Origin of the sequence: Bacillus sp. L_1B0_5 (genome assembly GCF_000836715.1) — a bacterium.
GTDB lineage: Bacteria > Bacillota > Bacilli > Bacillales > Bacillaceae_G > Bacillus_A > Bacillus_A thuringiensis_S.
Window position 1 is genome coordinate 1 of sequence record NZ_JXIS01000010.1, and the last position, 17405, is coordinate 17405.

The following is a 17405-nucleotide window of genomic DNA, read 5'->3' on the forward strand; positions in this document are numbered from 1 at the left end:
GTTCCAGGTTTTTCTGGATCTGGTGTTTCTGGACCTGGTGGTGCTAAATGATTCAATTTGTTTAATACTTCTAATTGAACTGCATTTATCATTCCATTTGTAATTTCAAATGGAATTGGATTAGTTAATTTTTCATATCCTTTTGGTGCTTCTACTTCTACTAGTGTGTAGTTACCTACAGATAGATCTGCGATTTTTGCCTTCCCATCTTTATCTGTTGTTACTTTCACTACTACTTTTCCCTTTTCATCATGAACTTCAAACACAGCTCCTGATAAGACTTCCTTGCTTTCAGCAGCCATTTTTGTAATCTCCACTGAACCTTTGTCTAACTGTTCATTCTCTACTTTCAATGATAAGACTTTCGTCATACCTTTTTTAATTTCGAATGATACTGGTTCCGTTAACTTCTTGTAACCTGGTAAGCTCTTCGTCTCTACTAATTTGTATTTTCCTACTGATAGATCTGAAACGTTTGCTTTTCCTTCTTTATCTGTCGTTACTTCTGTTACTACTTTGCCTTGCTCATCTTGTACTTCGAAGACTACGCCTTCTAATACTTTTTGGCTATCTTTATCTACTTTTGTTACTTCTACATTTCCCTTGTCTAACATTTCATTTTCTACTGTTAAAGCAAGAGATTTTGTCATGCCTTTTTCAATTTGGAAAGTAATCGGATCTACCAATTGCTTATATCCTTTTGGTGCTTTTACTTCTACTAACTTGTATGTGCCAACTGATAAATTAGTAACTTGTGCTTGTCCTTTTTTATCTGTCGTTATTTTAGCGACTACTTGTCCTGCTGCATCTTGAATTTCAAAGACTGCATCAGCTAAAGCATCTTTATTTTCTTTATCTACTTTTGTAATTTCTATATTTCCTACATCCACTAATTCATTTTCTACAGTCAATTGTAATGCTGTAACTCTACCTTTTTCAATTTCGAATGAAACTGGCTTTTCTAGCGGCTTGTATCCTGCCGGTGTTTCTACTTCTACTAACTCATACTTTCCAATAGATAAATCTGAAACGTTTGCTTTTCCTTCTTTATCCGTTGTTACTTTTGCAACTACTTTTCCTTTTGAGTCACGTACTTCAAATACAACATTTTCTACTGGAGCTTTACTGTCTTTATCTATTTTTGTGATTTCTACATTCCCCGTATCTACCATTTCATTTTCTACAGTGAACGTTAAAGATTTTGTCATACCTTTTTTAATTTCAAATGGTACAGGCTTTTCTAATTTTTTGTAGCCTGGTAAACTATCTACTTCTACTAGCTTGTACTTTCCTACTGATAAATCTGAAACTGTTGCTTTTCCAGCTTTATCTGTCGTTACTTTCGTTACTACCTTGCCTTTGTCGTCTTGAACTTCAAAGACTACACCTGCTAACGGTGCCTTATTATCTTTATCTATTTTTGTAATTTCTACATTTCCCGTATCTACCATTTCATTTTCTATTTTTAATGATAGAACTTCTGTCATTCCTTTTTTGATTTCAAACGATACTGGTTCTGTTAATTGTTTGTAACCTGGTAAGCTTTCTTTCTCTACTAATTTGTACTTTCCTACAGATAAGTCTGAGATTTTTGCTTTACCATTTTTATCTGTTTTTACTTCCGTTACTACTTTGCCTTGCTCATCTTGTACTTCGAAGACTACATCTTCTAATACTTTTTGACTATCTTTATCTACTTTTGTAATTTCTACTGAACCTTTATCTACTAGTTCATTCTCTACTTTTAATGATAAGACTTCTGTCATACCCTTTTTAATTTCGAATGATACTGGCTCTGTTAATTTTTTGTAGCCTGGTAAATTCTCTACTTCTACTAGTTTGTAATTCCCTACTGATAAATCTGAAATTGTTGCTTTTCCTTCTTTATCTGTCGTTACTTTTGTTACTACTTTATCTTTTTCATCTTGCACTTCGAATGTTACGCCCGCTAATACTGCGCCACTTTCTTTGTCCACTTTTGTAATTTCTACTGAACCTTTATCTAACAGTTCGTTCTCTACTTTCAATGATAAAACTTTCGTCATACCTTTTTTGATTTCGAATGATACTGGTTCTGTTAGCTTTTTGTAACCTGGTAAGCTTTCTTTCTCTACTAATTTGTATTTTCCTACTGATAAATCGGAAATTGTTGCTTTTCCTTCTTTATCTGTCGTTACTTCTGTTACTACTTTGCCTTTGTCGTCTTGTACTTCGAAGACTACGCCTTCTAATACTTTTTGACTATCTTTATCTACTTTTGTGATTTCTACATTTCCCTTGTCTAACATTTCGTTTTCTACTGTTAAAGCAAGAGATTTTGTCATGCCTTTTTCAATTTGGAAAGTAATCGGATCTACTAATTGTTTATACCCTTTTGGTGCCTTTACTTCTACTAACTTGTATGTGCCGACTGATAAATTAGTAACTTGTGCTTGTCCTTTTTTATCTGTCGTTATTTTAGCGACTACTTGTCCTGCTGCATCTTGAATCTCAAATACTGCATCAGCTAAAGCATCTTTATTTTCTTTATCTACTTTTGTAATTTCTACATTTCCTGTATCCACTAATTCATTTTCTACTGTTAGCTTTAGCGCTGTTACTCTACCCTTTTCAATTTCGAATGAAATTGGCTTTTCTAGTGGTTTGTATCCTGCCGGTGTTTCTACTTCCACCAACTCATACTTCCCAATAGGTAAATCTGAAACGTTTGCTTTTCCTTCTTTATCCGTCGTTACTTTCGCAACTACTTTTCCTTTTGAATCACGTACTTCAAATACAACCTTTTCTAATGGAGCTTTACTATCTTTATCTATTTTTGTTATCTCTACATTCCCTGTATCCACCATTTCATTTTCTACTTTTAATGATAGAACCTCGGTCATGCCTTTTTTGATTTCAAATGATACTGGTTTTTCTAGCTTTTTATAACCAGGTAAACTTTCTACCTCTACTAATTCATACTTTCCTACAGGTAAATCTGAAACATTTGCTTTTCCATCTTTATCTGTCGTTACTTTTGTAACTTCATTACCCTTTTCATCTTGGACGATGAATGTTACTCCCGCTAACGGTGCTTTATTATCTTTATCTATCTTTGTTATCTCTACATTTCCCGTATCTACCATTTCATTTTCTATTTTTAATGATAGAACTTCAGTCATGCCTTTTTTGATTTCAAATAATACTGGATCTGTTAGTTTCTTATAGCCTGGTAAACTTTCTTTCTCTACTAATTTGTACTTTCCTACTGATAGATCTGAGATTTTTGCTTTACCATCTTTATCTGTCTTTACTTCCTTTACTACTGTTCCAGCTTCATCTTGCACTTCAAAGACTACACCTTTTAATGCTTTTTTGTTATCTTTATCTACTTTTGTAATTTCTACTGAACCTTTATCTAACTGTTCATTTTCTACTTTCAATGATAGGACTGTTGTCATACCTTTTGTAATTTCGAATGATACTGAATCTGTTAGCTTTTTGTAGCCAGGTAAGCTTTTCGTCTCTACTAATTTGTACTTTCCTACTGATAAATCAGAGATTTTTGCTTTACCATCTTTATCTGTTTTTACTTCTGTTACTACTTTGCCTTGCTCATCTTGCACTTCGAAGACTACGCCCTCTAATACTTTTTGACTATCTTTATCTATTTTTGTAATTTCTACTGAACCTTTGTCTAACTGCTCATTTTCTACTTTTATTGCTAAAGCTTTTGTCATACCTTTTTTTATTTCAAATGGTACTGGTTCTGTTAGCTTTTTATAACCTGGTAAGCTTTTCGTCTCTACTAATTTGTACTTTCCTACTGATAGATCTGAAACGTTTGCTTTTCCATCTTTATCTGTTACTACTTTTCTTACTACGCCATCTTTCTCATCTTGGACTTCAAATTCGACACCGGCTAATACTGCCCCGTTTTCTTTGTCCACTTTTGTAATTTCTACATTACCTTTGTCTACCATCGCATTTTCCACTTGTATTGGGAATATGCCGTCCCCTGTTACATTTACTTCGAACTCTGTTTCTTTTAATTGGTATCCTTCAGGTGCTTTTGTTTCTTTTAAAATATATTTTCCTGGTGCTAACGGTTTAGAGATTGCCTTACCATCTTTATCTGTAACAATATGTTCGACTACTACACTGTCTTTTACTATATCAAACTCTGCATTTGCTAATGGTTTTTCACCATTTTCCGAATCAATTTTCTTTACTTCAATTTGACCCTTTTGCATAGTGTTTTTAATTTCAATTGTTTTTGTTTCTCCAGCTTGAAGTGTAACCTCTACTGGGCTTGTTAATTTTTGATATCCTTCTGGCGCTACTGTTTCATAAACTTTATACGTCCCAGGAGCTAAAGTTTGAGGTACTGAAAAACCTTTTTCGTCCGTTTTCAGTTTTGCAACAACTTCATTTGCACTATTTCGAACTTCAAATTCGGCACCTTTTAGCCCTTTGTTCGGATTCTCAGCATCTATTTTATGAATTGATACTGTACCGTCTTTTGGAGCTTCAGGCGGCGTAATGGTTACTTCTTTTGATGTTAATGTTTTATCATCAAAATGTAATTCTGCTTTATTAGGAATCTTCTTATCTACGTAAGAAGATAAGTCTGCATTATTTTTAATTTTCGCCTTAATACTAAGGTTAATTATCTGGTCTTCATATGACTTATAGTCAAAACTCTCACCAAATGTAAATGTTACTTCACTTCTTTGTTTATCTATATTTAACGTTCCTTTAGAAGTAATATCTTGGCCATTTTGATCATACACCTTTGCCTCTAATACTTCTAAAACATCTTCTAAATCATCACTAATTACCATAGATGTGTATTTAGGAGGATCGTTCGGTATATGTGTACCAACTTGGTATTGAATAACTTGATCCATTTGTGTTAACTGCTCATTCTCTACAAGCTTGCCATTCTCATCAACTATATTTTTTTCAATGCTAGGTGGATTATTGTCACCTGAACCGGATCCTCCCCCACCACTTACAAATACTTGTCCTACTTTTTCTTCAGTTTTAATATTTTTACCTTCTAATTTCACAGTATTTTTATGAGGCTTTGCAGCAGGATTTGTAACCTTTGTTTTATATCTTAAAATATAGCCTTTTGAACTGTCTGGAAATTCAATTGTAAATCCAGTCTTTGTTGCATTAATTTTAATGTTAGATAAATCTGCTGGCTTAATATTTGTTGGTGCATAACCATCTTCAAATACAGCCTCTTCTAATACTACGCTGTCTGTAATTAACTCATGCCCAGGTCCTAATGTATCTGTTAATTTAAGATCTTGCATTTCTGTTCCGGTTGCATTTACATATACAAGCCAATCAGCAATTGAAGGATTTTCTTGATTATAAGAACCCCATTTCAATAAATTTTCCGTATTGGGCTGTGGCTTCGGTCTCTCTGTCGTATTATTTACACTTACTTCTTTATTGACGATTTGACCATCAACGTTAAATTCTAATGGAATTTCTTTAACACCATCATATGCTTCTAGACCAAAGTAGAATTCTACGAATAAAGAACCTTTAATGTTATTCTTTCCTTCTACGTAATCACCCATAGTACATGTTAATAGACCCTTTTTCATCTCACATGTACCAACTGTTTTTCCTTCAGCATCTTTTAAAGGAAAACTCATATTCATAAGGTCTTTTCGAAACTCTTTTGGCATATCAATTGTGAATTGATCTCCACTTTTTATTTTTTCTTTAGCTGACCACTTCACTTCTACTTTCATACCATCTGAGGCTTGATACGGTTCAGATGTCGTGCCATCAGTACGAGAAATATTAATTTCGTCCACTGAACTTTTCATCACAGCAGCTTGAATAACTGGAGCCCACACATTCAGCACTGAAAATAATACTAGAAAAACTAATGAAACCATTGAAATATGCCTTTTAGTACTTTTCATTTGCATAGTTCCCTCCTATTTTTTATATTTATATAACAAAAAAAGACCGTCCGGTTGCATCAAAAATGTGCAACCAGACGATCTTAGTAACCAATATGTATTACCGTAGACTCTAAGCTTTGCGGCCTATCCTTTCGAATAGTGTGCTAAAAATATCTTTTATTCTTTTTTTGTTTCATTTTCCTCTTAAACCAAATATTACTATACCGTCTGGACGGTTATAATTCAATACTCTATAAAATTGTTCTATTTTTCTAATAAAAAAAACAATTCACCACTACATTAAATAAGTAATGGTGAATTGTTTTCACATTATATAGTTCGTATATTCTATTTATATGAATTACCAATAAGAGCTTGAATCACTTTTTCTCTTAACTCGGGGCTTAGTCTGCCAACCCCTAAATATTCCGAATACCATAATCCATCTGCTGCTAATCTAATAATTGTTGCACATACTGAATCTATCTCATCGTTTTCTATATTCTTTTGCAGTTGCTGAAATGATTGTTGTAATGGCTCAAGTAATTCAGGTTTTAACATGAATGCTGCCATCATACTACTAGACAACTCTTCTGTTCTTCTCTCATTACTTAATCTTTCCTCTACAAAAGAGCGAACCCATCTCCCTTTCCTCTCTGAGTCTTCCGCTACTTTATTGTAAATAGCGCCCTCATAATCCTCTATCCCTCTGACTATCATACCTTCTATTAAAGCTTCTTTATTTGCAAAGTGATACAATAATCCACCTTTACTTACACCCGCCTCTTTTGCCACTGCTTCTAAGGTTAATTTAGCAACCCCTTTACATTGCACAATTTGAGAAGCGGCCGCCAAAATCTTTTGCCGCGTTATGCTGATACTCATTCCTTTTTAAAACCCCATTTCTACTAAATTTATATAAATACGAATCTTATTTTTAATATTGTTGATTACTACTAAGTATTTTCTTTATACAACAAAAGCTTCATTACCTTTGAATTTTTAGTTACTTATTCTATTAAAAATTTCCATATCATTCAATATGATAACATCAAATACACAATATTGACTATACATCTATACTTTCATATTCATTCCTAATATATCCATTAATAAAATTTACCGATTTAGTCCTTCTTATTACTTTATCCCGCTATTTGCTGGACAGTAAGACCCCCACCTCAAAATTCAGCTAAAACAAAGGAGTTAGGCGGGAGGCGGGCTGCCCATAAATGCCCGATTGGTGAGAACTAATAATCAGTGGGGAATGAACAAAATCCCCACTGATTAAAGTTTCACTTTATATACGCAACATGGACAAGTATATTTCATTTATGTTGCTCCTTTTATTTTCCCTAAAAATAATCTTACCTATTTTTTAGACAAAGTCCTCAAAAAAGAAAACCACCTACCCCCTAAAGAATATAGGGAACAGATGGTTTATATGTTTTATTAAAAAGTAGTGCCTTCTTTTTTATAATATTCTTTTGAAATCTCTTCATAAAATGCGGCTGATGTCGCGTAGAAATAAGGTGCTAACCATAAGAAACCGATTCCTATAGTAAGAATACTTAATATGAACCAGCCTAAGAAACTTAAGCATAGTAAAAAGTAATCCATTTTATGTCCATTCATCATATGACGACTCTCAGTAATCGCTTGATTCGCTGTATATTCTGGATGATCATTCAAAATAAAATATGTCATAGAATAAGAAAATGATTTAATAATACCTGGAATAATAAGAAGTAATGTCCATAGAGTCAAGTATACATACATTAGTAAATATGTTAAAAACGACTTCATCAACTTACTTCCATCGCTAAACCATCTAAATATATGACCAATGCGAGCATCAGTCCCACGAATTGCATTTAAAACAAGATAATAGGCACCTATTGTTAATGGACCAATAACAAGCATTACAATAATACTTACTGTAAGTGAATCACTTGCCTCTTCCCAACCCCAAAATATCGAGAAAATACCTGTTGTTAGCATTTCAACAGCTCCAATAAGGATTCCAATTAATAAAGTTGCCCCTACCGCTAATCCCCATCTTCCTTTTAATGCATCAAGTGCTTCTCTTTTCAACTGACTTATCATATATAACCTCCTAATACTATTTGTATTTTAGTATACCATTTACATCAAAAATTCCACATATTCCCCAAAACAGAAGCATATTACCTTTTTTCATGCGTATTGATACATGTTTGCTGTAGTTGTACTAATATATGGATTAAACGACTCTTTTCCCTATAACAAAAAAGCTTGCCCTTCAGAATAGGCAAGCTTTCTCAAATTATTCCTCACTCATTCTCTTCTTATACCAATCCTGCATTCTCTCCGCATCTTCTACTCTCGTATGCTCTATTTTATAACTAGATGATGCACTAGAAAACTTATACGTACATAAATCCGCTCGGCGCTGGAAATATGATTGTGTCTTCTCCATTGATTGGACATGTCTTCTTCTAATAAGTCCTGTATATTTTCCGACGCTACGATAGACAAGTGTAATTTGTTCTCCGTTAACACTGTAACCATTTGTTTTAAATGTTGCGTATCCAAGTGTAAAGATGAGGATCGCGAGCGGAATTAATGCCCACATGATGAAGTGCTTTTCAGAGTATATACTTATTCCAGTAAGCGGGATTCCTAACATAGCGAAGAAAATGAAACTATCAATGAGATAGCGGCGCAATGCTGCTTTTGGTAATGAAATAATGTTTGTATTCAGTTCATATGGTAACTGTAAATGTGCGAGTAACTGTTGCACGCGATCTTTTCGAATAATTGGATGCAGCGTAACTTTTTCTTTTTCGTCATCCATTCCCTTACTTTGAATTACTTCTACTTGCACAGAACAATAACCGAATGGTTGGCGTAAAATGCTTTCTTTTATCGTAATACCTTGAATACGGTGCAATTTTAGTACGAGTTCTTTTCTTTCCAGTAACCCTTGCGAAATACGGACTTCATCATTTTTTCGATTTACTGTGAAGTTACCATGTTTTAACGCGTAGCCAATTGTAGATATAACCCACGAAAGAACGAGCAAAATAGCTACCATGAAAATCCAGCCATATATATCATGTTCCATTACATACGACTTTACGCCATTCTCTATCCATTTCGGAATGTACTCATCTACTTGGTGATAGACGAAAAAGATTAAAGAGAATAATAGTCCAAATTGACCAGATGTAACAGATGCTAATAAAATCTCTTTCCAAGTTAATTTATACTCTGTCGCTTGTTTTTCTTCTGTAACAATTTCTTTTTCTACTGTATTTTCTGTTGCTTCGTCTAACGTTCCTTCTGCTTTCACTTCTGGAGTTGGCTCATTTAGCAAAGCAATAAGCTCCGCCGCTTCTTCTGCCGTAATACCAGCTAAGCTAACTTCTGCTTCATCGCCCCCACCAGCTGTTTCAATCTGAATTTTTTTCAAACCGAGCATTTGATAGAGCACGTTAGAACTTGTATTAATCGTTTGAACACGTTCTTTATTTAAGTAGCTCTCCTTTTTCACGAAGAGACCTTTTTTCACATGTAATACGTTATTTTCAACCCAATATGTTGTGTAATACCATTTTTCAAATGCTGAAAAAACGGTGAGTAAACCAAATCCTGCGGGAATTAAATACCAAAACGGAAATTTTCCGTTTAAGCTGAACATGAAAATAATGAGTGGTATAAAATCTGTTATTTTTAATTCTAATAACATCGTGATTGGATGCTGCCTCTTATACATCCTCATCACTCACTTTCGCTAATTCTGCGATTTTCGTTTTCAACATTTCTGCTTCATACATCGTTAAGCCTGGGATGCTGTGAGAAGTTGCTGCCGTTGAAATGTGTAATTCTGCTAAGCCATATTTTCTCATAATCGGACCTTGTTCAATCGTTACGTGCTGTACACGAATCATCGGTACTAATACGCGCTTTACGACAAAAAGACCATGCTGAATTTCAAGCTCTTCCTCATTTAGTTGGTAGCTGTAATAACGTTGACGTAGTTTCGGGAATAAGAAGTACGAAAATGGTGCGAACACAACTGTTAGCCCAATCATCACATACAAAATCCACGCCCACCAATCAAACTTTATCATAAGGAAAAGGTAAGCTAAAATGACGAGTATACCGATCCCTTCTTCAATTACAGCACGAACTTTCCACACCTTGACCATGTCAGGGTGAATTTCATTTTTCAATGGATCCATGTAACCACTCCAAATCTAGTAATCTAATATATGAATACTCTTAATCTACATTTTACATAACTTTACAGAAAATTGAAATTTAATCTTCTTTCTTCTCTGGAATAAAATATCCGAACCAAAGTAACCAAATGAAACCGATTAACTTCATCCAACTTCCATCCGCTTGAAAAGCTTCAATCATACCTGGTATTTTATAAACCCCAATAAATCCAAGAAAACCGAGCCACCAGTTTTTTTGCATTTTCATCTTTACTCCTCCTTCATGACGTTTTTCACATTTCGAATCCAAATTTCTTTATACTTTAAATGGAATCCCATGAGCATATAGTTGCTCATATTATCGATCACGAGTGCTAGCGTATGAGCATTTTCTTCCGTTTCATGTTGTGACACAATGCCCAGTCTCGCGCCTTTCTTCAATAAATCGTGGAAACCATGTAAGAAATCCTCTTGTATTTCAAATAAACGTTTCTGGTACTTTTCATTTCGCGATGCAGTTACGATAAATTCATTGATAACGCGTAGTATTCCTTCTTGCCCTTCATACTCAGAGAGCATATGTAAACCATCTGCGATTAACTTTTCTGCAAAGTTTTCTTTCGTATACTGCTCTTTATCGAAGTAATTTGCAAAATGATAATCAGAAAAAATCTCTTCAAATAAAAAGTCAACTAACGCTTCTTTAGAAGAAAAATGATAGTAAATAGCCGGTTTTGAAATACCTACCTCTTTCGCAATCATGGAAAGACTCATCTTCTCAATGCCATGTTCTGCCATAAGTTTAAATGATGCCTCTACAATGTTCTGCGATGTTTGTAAATTCTTCGTCATACTGTACCTCACTTATTTTTACTTACCGGTCGGTAAGTAAATTATAAAACAAAACGAAATGATTTTCAATTTAGTTAGTACTACAGAAGGAATTTATTGGAAAATACAGAAAGTTATAAAGTAAAAGCAACATATAACAATAAGGAGGATATCATATGGGACTTGGTGGTAATGGCGGCGGTGAAGCGGGACAAGCTGGCAAGAGCGGATTTTCATTAATCATTGTACTTTTTATCGTATTGATTATAGTTGGAGTTAGCTATATCGGACTTAGCTTCTAAGAAAAGGCGTCCTACATTACACATGTAGGACGCCTTCTTTTTAATCCCTATTCAGCAACCGCATACGATAACAATTCATCGTTACTTCCCCAAGTCTTTGCAATAATTGATAGTTCGCATACGCGCCGACCGGGGCACCGATTATGGGTACGAGCTGAAGCATTTTTGCTAAATCGATATAGTCTCGGTACTCTGTTTGGAACTTTTCCCAGTCCATATGATTTTCTTCTTCTGTATCCCATGTTTCGATTGCTTTCCATATTTCTTTTCGGTGGTCGTCACTTGAAAAGGCAAGCTGGAAAACGTGAAGGATAAAAAGGCGCTCTTCTTTGTCGCTCGTATCAAATCCGTACAATGTTGCTGCATCGAATAAAAATTTAATTTTAATGCCGAGTAAAAGCGGAAAGTCAGCAAGACCGAGGAGAATACCACCAGCTCCAGTCCCTGCTCCTTCTGCCGCTGCTATTTTTTTGTACTCATCCATTTTTTTACGAACTTCATCGTCACGTCTTTGCAGTGACCATGTCGTCTCTTTTAGCTTCGGCTTTATAAAGTTTGATCCGGCGCTAATTGTTTGTACCATCATCCGGATCGTCTCTGTTAGCACTTTTTGTACTTTCGCCGGAATGAGTTGTTGCACTTTCGTCTGCACTTTTTTGGAGAACCGTGTCATCATAGAAGAATCTTTCATGAATGTAGCTTTCCACTGCTCCAATTCTTTTATAACCTTCTCTTCGTATGTAATCATAGGTTCATTCCTTTCAATTTAAACGCTCAATGCGCTTCGCCCCGTATTGGTAAACGAAACCGATACTAAATAATATGCTTACGACAAGTAAAATTCCTGTCATCATGAAATCTTTCGTTGCTAGTGCAAATATAACTGTAAAGATTACGCTCCCGATGATTAGAATCGCATTTAATAAAGTAAGAAAATCTTTCTTCTTTTCATCTACCTTTACTGGATACAAATCAAGCCAAATTTTCATGCGGTGATGTTTCCATAAAGTTAATAGCTGATAGCCGATTAAGTATAGGAAGATAAAACTTACGATAAATCGTCCATATAAAAATGGAATGAAGTAAAGAATAACTCCTCCAAGAGCGAGCAGACGCACATATAATCCAAAATAGTTACCTGATCTTAAAAACGTTCTCGTATATAAGTATAAATATGTACGCTTTTCGCCGATTATCGACAGAATGAAATCCAGCCATTTTCGGCGAGATACTCTTTCTTTTAATGCTGGTACATCAACGAACATATTCGCAATTCGGTACAGCAGCATCATTTTCTTACCTTCTTCAGAAATTAAATACTCCCAGTTTAGCGGCTTTCCTTTTACCATTTGATGCATGATAGCAAGATATAACACCATGAGCAGAACGATTCCGCCAATAACAAGAACTGAAGTACGTTCTACAAGGAAATATACAAATAAACCGTTTAAGATAAAACGAATAGACCAATCAGCCCTTTGTATATTTTGATCTGTTAAAAATGACTTTTCCCACGCGACGAATAAATTCCACGCTTTTACAATGACAAATGCGAGGACAATCCATATGTAGCCAGCACCGGTTTGCTTCATTTGTTGGAAGTATAACGGAGCAAGCGCAGCTGCTACGATTGCGATTATGTATAACTGAATCATAAATGTAAAAAGAAATGCCTTGGTGAAGTAAGGTTTTAACTTTTCTTCAACTGGCAGTAAGTAAACGAGATCCGCTTCTTTTAATAACGTTTGAATGGATCCAGCTGTTAACACGAGTCCAATTAATACTGCCATTACGAGCGCAGTTGGAAAGGAAGATGTTAACGTTTGTAACCATTGCTGGTAATAATACGCTCCCGCACCGATGATGAACACGAAAATAAATTTCAAATGATCATTAAATACGTATTTACTATATGTACGAACTTCGTTTAGAAAGTGACGAAATCGTTCTTTCCATAACGCTGTGCTATTCATAATCTTCTTCCTTTGTTAGCGCGATGTAAATATCATCTAACGTTGCACCTGGCATATTAAACTGTGATTGCAGTTCAGCTAATGTTCCCTTCGCTCTTACTTCACCTTGATGCAGAATAATGAACGAATCACAATAACGCTCTGCCGTCGCTAAAATATGTGTGCTCATTAAAATACCGGCTCCACTCTTTTTCATTTGATCCATCATTTGAAGAAGAGATTGAATTGCTAACGGATCTAATCCAACGAAAGGTTCGTCTACTATGTAAAGAGATGGCTCAACTAAAAACGCGCTCATAATCATTACTTTTTGTTTCATCCCTTTTGAGAAATGAGATGGAAACCATTTTAAACGATTTTTCATGCGAAATTCATGTAATAGTTGTCCTACACGTTCTTCATATTGTTTTTCATCAACGCCGTACGCCATCGCTGTTAATTTCAAATGCTCTTCTAACGTTAATTCATCATATAATACCGGCGTTTCTGGAATGAATGAAAAGCTAGAACGGTACGCTGTCATATCATCACGAATTGTTTTCCCATTAATTGTGACAGTTCCTTTTTTCGGTTCCATTAAACCGATAATATGTTTAATCGTCGTACTTTTACCAGCTCCATTTAAACCGATTAAGCCGACAAGTTCGCCTTTATTAACAGAGAACGAAACATCTTTTAATACAGGTCGTTTCGTATATCCTCCTGTAACATTTTCTACACGCAATAACTCGCTCATACGACACCACTTTCTTCATTAGTATTCATTCTATATTCATCTTACCAAAAATTATGCTGTACTACATAGTATCCATGTACTCAAAAAAAAAATTTAAATTTATTAGCATATATTTTCCCGAAAGCGGACATCATAATTATTGAAGAAGGAACACATTGAAAAAGCAACCACCAATTGATGAGTACAACAACATAGTGAAGTCATCATGAAATGGGGTGTCCATGTTGGACAATGAAATTTACACATAACCAGATTATTTGTTTCATTTTCGAAACGGGGTGTCTCCGAAAGAGCATATACTGTTTTAAAAAATAAACAATTTCATTTTAAAAAAAGATTGCAATTCATTTCACTTGAAAATGGGGTGTCTACGGCAGAAACTTTAGCCGATTTACCGTGCATTTCTTAAATAAATGAGGTGTCTGCGAAACGTAAATTACGATAATGCTTTTTCAATCCCTCTTCAGAAAACAGGAAGCTGAGTCAGCTTCCTGTTTTTCGTGTTTGTTCTCTTATGTAATTATGGTAAAATACGGCTAAGGATATTTGAAAGGATGAGATCAATGAATCATACAGCAGACAATTGTATTTTTTGTAAAATCATTGACGGGCAAATCCCTTGCTCAAAAGTATACGAAGATGAACATGTGCTTGCATTTTTAGATATTAGTCAAGTAACAAAAGGACATACTCTTGTTATTCCGAAAGTTCACAAACAAGACATTTTTGCGTTAACGCCAGAAATCGCATCACACATTTTTTCTGTCGTTCCAAAAATCTCAAATGCGATTAAAGCAGAGTTTAATCCAGTTGGCTTTAACCTACTTAACAATAACGGTGAAAAAGCTGGACAAACTGTGTTCCACTTCCACCTTCATTTAATTCCACGCTACGGTGAAAAAGATGGTTTCGGTGCTGTTTGGAAATCACACCAAAATGAATACACTATGGAAAATTTACAAAACATCGCAAGTACAATTGCAAATAGTGTGAAATAATGACACTATAAGAAGGCGTAATACATAACAAGCCACTTCCCTGAAGTCATCAAATTCCGCATGGCTTGTTTCTTCACCTAAAATGCTCAGGGATGATTGTTTGTGCCTAGCACATATAAGAAAGATATGCATATTTTTTCACATCATGAATACGAACAAAAAATAAGGAGGTCTCCTTTTATGTCAAAAGCTAAATCCTTTATTACAGGTGTTATTTGCGGGGGAGCAGTTGCTGGACTAGCCGTTCTTTTCTCAACTCCTTCTTCTGGTAAAGACATGCGCGGCAAGTTAAAAGAAAAAGGAAATGATATTAAAAAGACTTTAGCTGATATTACAGCTGATACGAAATTATTAAAGCGTCAAATTGTTGAAACTGCTTCAGAAGGTAAAGAAGTGTTTCAAGAACTAAAAGATGACATGCAAGACACGCTTTCTAACTGGAAACAAGATATTTCTCAAAACAAGCGCCACATTGAGAAAGAAATTTTGGACATCCAAAAGTCAATTGAGAAACTGCAAGAAGCTGTTCCAGAAAAAGCGTAAACAAATTCCTGCTTAGTTTTTTGCATATAACAAATATTTTTTATATAAATTGACCTTGACACGGCATATCGTATAGATATGCCGTGTTTTTATGCATTTACAATATATGTTATCAATTAACATGTAAGGACAACGCATGTATTCACGACTCATAAAACGCTTCCATAGTTATGCATGATTTGTATAGAATGTCATTTTGTTAAAAAATTTTCACAATTCTTACAAAAAGACTTTATTAATTTTTATTTTACTGGCATAATAGATAGTAATGAAAAAGAATGTTAAAGTGGGTGAGTAAATGAAAAGTGGAGAAAAAGATTACTCGGTAAAAGAAGCGATGATTTTCAGCCAACGCATTGCTCAATTATCGAAAGCGTTATGGAAATGTGTAGAGAAAGATTGGCAGCAGTGGATTAAACCTTACGATTTAAATATTAATGAACATCATATTTTAACAATCGCTTATCATTTAAAAGGGGCTTCTATTTCTGAGATTGCTAAGTTTGGAGTTATGCACGTATCAACAGCGTTTAACTTCTCTAAAAAGCTTGAAGAACGCGGCTATCTTGTATTCTCAAAAAAGGAAGATGATAAACGAAATACGTACATTGAAATTACAGACAAAGGGGAAGAATTACTACTTCGCTTAATGGAAGAGTATGATCCTGAAAATAATTCGGTATTTAATGGGGCTCTTGCACTTCGTAATTTTTATGGGAAGTTCCCAGAAAATATCGAACTGATTGCAATCCTGCGTAATATTTACGGACAAGACTTTATCGATATTTTTGAGAAATCATTAGAAGATATTGAAGAGAACTTTACAGAATCCGATCAAAAGTTAGTTAAGAAATAATCTATTTATTTTTTCGCAATCATGCTTAAGAATTCATTCATAAGCGGCTTAAATAAACCTTGTTTTGCTAGCGCTTCCGCAGTTTCGTGTACTTCGAGCTGATGTGGAAGCGCTTTTTCAAATTGATTTAACAGCGCATCGAACAAAAGAAGCCCTTCTGCTTTCTCCACTACATATTGCTCGTTCAGTTTTTCACAAAGATTTAGTATACGTTCAATATCTTTTTTACGAGCTTTTTTCTTTATGATCAAAGAATAAAATGGACACTTCTCTTCATCAATCATTTTAAATAGTAGGTCTACGTAGTATTCAGCTTGTTCTAATCTTCTAACAACGTCCATTTTCTCCCTCACTTTCTAACACAAAGTCTTCTATTTCTGAATTTTGTAACACGAACAAAATATCGTGTGATACAATATATGTATATGTATTTTAGCCAAAAGGAGGTCTCGCCTCATGACACTTATAACAGTTGTTTTTGTCGCATTCGCACTTCTTGTTATATTTTACACGAATTTCATGACACATACACTGTGTGAACGAAAACAAATAGCTGCGAGCCGCCAGCCCGGTGTCTTTCGGGTTATTAATGTATGTATAACAATTTTATTAATTTCTAGTTATATAGAAATTATATTTCATGGAAAGTGAGGAAGGAAAGCCCCTTCCTCACTTTTTTCCTCTATAAGCAAATTATACCTACAATAACCAATAAAATAAACAGTACAAGTAATAAAATAAGTTGAGAATTCATCCCCATCCCCTCCTCTATTCTGTATATGCGGCATACGCCCAATATGGTACACTTTCAAAATCTGACACGTACTGGTTAATTTTTCTTTATCAATATGAAAACGAGTCGAAATATGATATATTAAATTTTGTACATATTGCTTATACTATAGAACAAATAACATTCATCAAAACTTTATCCTCAGCCACGGTAAGCCCTGTTAAGCGCGCTTTACAAATATAAAAAGCAAAAGTATCAGTGAGACTTAATCGGGCTCTTATGAACTAAAGTTCATCGGTGTAGGATAAATTAAAAA

At 34.6% G+C, this 17405-nt stretch carries 17 protein-coding genes and 1 riboswitch; of the genes, 5 read left to right on the forward strand and 12 right to left on the reverse strand.

All coding sequences use genetic code 11. The annotated features are described in order from the left end of the window. The 7 genes from RT27_RS03440 to RT27_RS03465 form a co-directional block, all read right to left on the reverse strand. Positions 1 to 5936: SpaA isopeptide-forming pilin-related protein (locus RT27_RS03440; RefSeq protein ID WP_043935322.1), on the reverse strand; the 5936-nt coding region annotated here is incomplete at its 3' end. Positions 5937 to 5995: 59 nt separating this feature from the next. Continuing rightward, a riboswitch (cyclic di-GMP riboswitch) is annotated at positions 5996 to 6088 on the reverse strand. A gap of 172 nt (positions 6089 to 6260) precedes the next feature. After that, positions 6261 to 6797, reverse strand: a complete 537-nt coding sequence (locus tag RT27_RS03445; RefSeq protein WP_043935323.1) for a TetR/AcrR family transcriptional regulator — start codon at positions 6795 to 6797, stop codon at positions 6261 to 6263. 567 nt (positions 6798 to 7364) lie between these two features. Then, the gene (locus tag RT27_RS03450) at positions 7365 to 8018 is read right to left on the reverse strand and encodes a DUF975 family protein (protein WP_000625399.1); all 654 of its coding nucleotides are present in this window, start codon (positions 8016 to 8018) and stop codon (positions 7365 to 7367) included. 199 nt (positions 8019 to 8217) lie between these two features. After that, entirely contained in the window at positions 8218 to 9669 is a 1452-nt protein-coding gene (locus RT27_RS03455) for a PH domain-containing protein (protein WP_043935324.1), read from the reverse strand. Beyond that, on the reverse strand, positions 9662 to 10138 hold the full coding sequence (locus RT27_RS03460; protein ID WP_000371358.1) for a PH domain-containing protein: 477 nt from the start codon (positions 10136 to 10138) through the stop codon (positions 9662 to 9664). The genes RT27_RS03455 and RT27_RS03460 overlap by 8 nt, the downstream gene beginning before the upstream one ends. Before the next feature lie 79 nt (positions 10139 to 10217). Beyond that, positions 10218 to 10385 (reverse strand): hypothetical protein, encoded by a 168-nt coding sequence (locus RT27_RS35105; protein ID WP_000783815.1) that lies wholly within the window; start codon positions 10383 to 10385, stop codon positions 10218 to 10220. A gap of 2 nt (positions 10386 to 10387) precedes the next feature. Continuing rightward, positions 10388 to 10969 carry a TetR/AcrR family transcriptional regulator gene (locus RT27_RS03465; protein WP_043935325.1) on the reverse strand — a complete coding sequence of 194 codons (582 nt, stop codon included), beginning with the start codon at positions 10967 to 10969 and terminating at the stop codon, positions 10388 to 10390. Between the two features lie 155 nt (positions 10970 to 11124). Between RT27_RS03465 and RT27_RS32765 the strand changes: the two genes are divergently transcribed. Continuing rightward, positions 11125 to 11250 (forward strand): YjcZ family sporulation protein, encoded by a 126-nt coding sequence (locus tag RT27_RS32765; RefSeq protein ID WP_000522756.1) that lies wholly within the window; start codon positions 11125 to 11127, stop codon positions 11248 to 11250. Between the two features lie 40 nt (positions 11251 to 11290). Here the strand turns inward: RT27_RS32765 and ecsC are convergent, their stop codons facing one another. Genes ecsC through ecsA form a run of 3 tightly spaced genes read right to left on the reverse strand, consistent with a single transcriptional unit; the run spans position 11291 to position 13959 of the window. Then, positions 11291 to 11998 (reverse strand): ecs operon protein EcsC, encoded by a 708-nt coding sequence (ecsC, locus tag RT27_RS03470; protein WP_016082591.1) that lies wholly within the window; start codon positions 11996 to 11998, stop codon positions 11291 to 11293. 13 nt (positions 11999 to 12011) lie between these two features. After that, positions 12012 to 13223: an ABC transporter permease EcsB gene (ecsB, locus tag RT27_RS03475; RefSeq protein WP_043935326.1), complete on the reverse strand. Its 1212-nt coding sequence runs from the start codon at positions 13221 to 13223 to the stop codon at positions 12012 to 12014. Then, positions 13216 to 13959 (reverse strand): ABC transporter ATP-binding protein EcsA, encoded by a 744-nt coding sequence (ecsA, locus tag RT27_RS03480; protein WP_001292597.1) that lies wholly within the window; start codon positions 13957 to 13959, stop codon positions 13216 to 13218. The genes ecsB and ecsA overlap by 8 nt, the downstream gene beginning before the upstream one ends. Before the next feature lie 563 nt (positions 13960 to 14522). On the opposite strand from ecsA, the gene RT27_RS03485 reads away from it, so the two are divergent. The 3 genes from RT27_RS03485 to RT27_RS03495 all read left to right on the forward strand — a co-directional run bounded on the left by RT27_RS03485 (position 14523) and on the right by RT27_RS03495 (position 16356). Continuing rightward, positions 14523 to 14957 carry an HIT family protein gene (locus RT27_RS03485; RefSeq protein ID WP_016082593.1) on the forward strand — a complete coding sequence of 145 codons (435 nt, stop codon included), beginning with the start codon at positions 14523 to 14525 and terminating at the stop codon, positions 14955 to 14957. Between the two features lie 180 nt (positions 14958 to 15137). Further along, entirely contained in the window at positions 15138 to 15500 is a 363-nt protein-coding gene (locus RT27_RS03490; RefSeq protein WP_000030302.1) for a YtxH domain-containing protein, read from the forward strand. Positions 15501 to 15798: 298 nt separating this feature from the next. Continuing rightward, on the forward strand, positions 15799 to 16356 hold the full coding sequence (locus RT27_RS03495; RefSeq protein ID WP_000834924.1) for an HTH-type transcriptional regulator Hpr: 558 nt from the start codon (positions 15799 to 15801) through the stop codon (positions 16354 to 16356). A gap of 5 nt (positions 16357 to 16361) precedes the next feature. On the opposite strand, the gene RT27_RS03500 is transcribed toward RT27_RS03495, so the two are convergent. Then, a complete protein-coding gene (locus tag RT27_RS03500; protein WP_000383657.1) occupies positions 16362 to 16697 on the reverse strand; it encodes a DUF1878 family protein in 336 nt (111 codons plus the stop codon). Between the two features lie 115 nt (positions 16698 to 16812). Between RT27_RS03500 and RT27_RS03505 the strand changes: the two genes are divergently transcribed. Beyond that, entirely contained in the window at positions 16813 to 17007 is a 195-nt protein-coding gene (locus RT27_RS03505; protein ID WP_000172690.1) for a hypothetical protein, read from the forward strand. Between the two features lie 31 nt (positions 17008 to 17038). Here RT27_RS03505 and RT27_RS36195 read toward each other — a convergent pair whose 3' ends face one another. Next, a complete protein-coding gene (locus RT27_RS36195; RefSeq protein WP_002023459.1) occupies positions 17039 to 17152 on the reverse strand; it encodes a hypothetical protein in 114 nt (37 codons plus the stop codon). Positions 17153 to 17405: the final 253 nt, after the last annotated feature.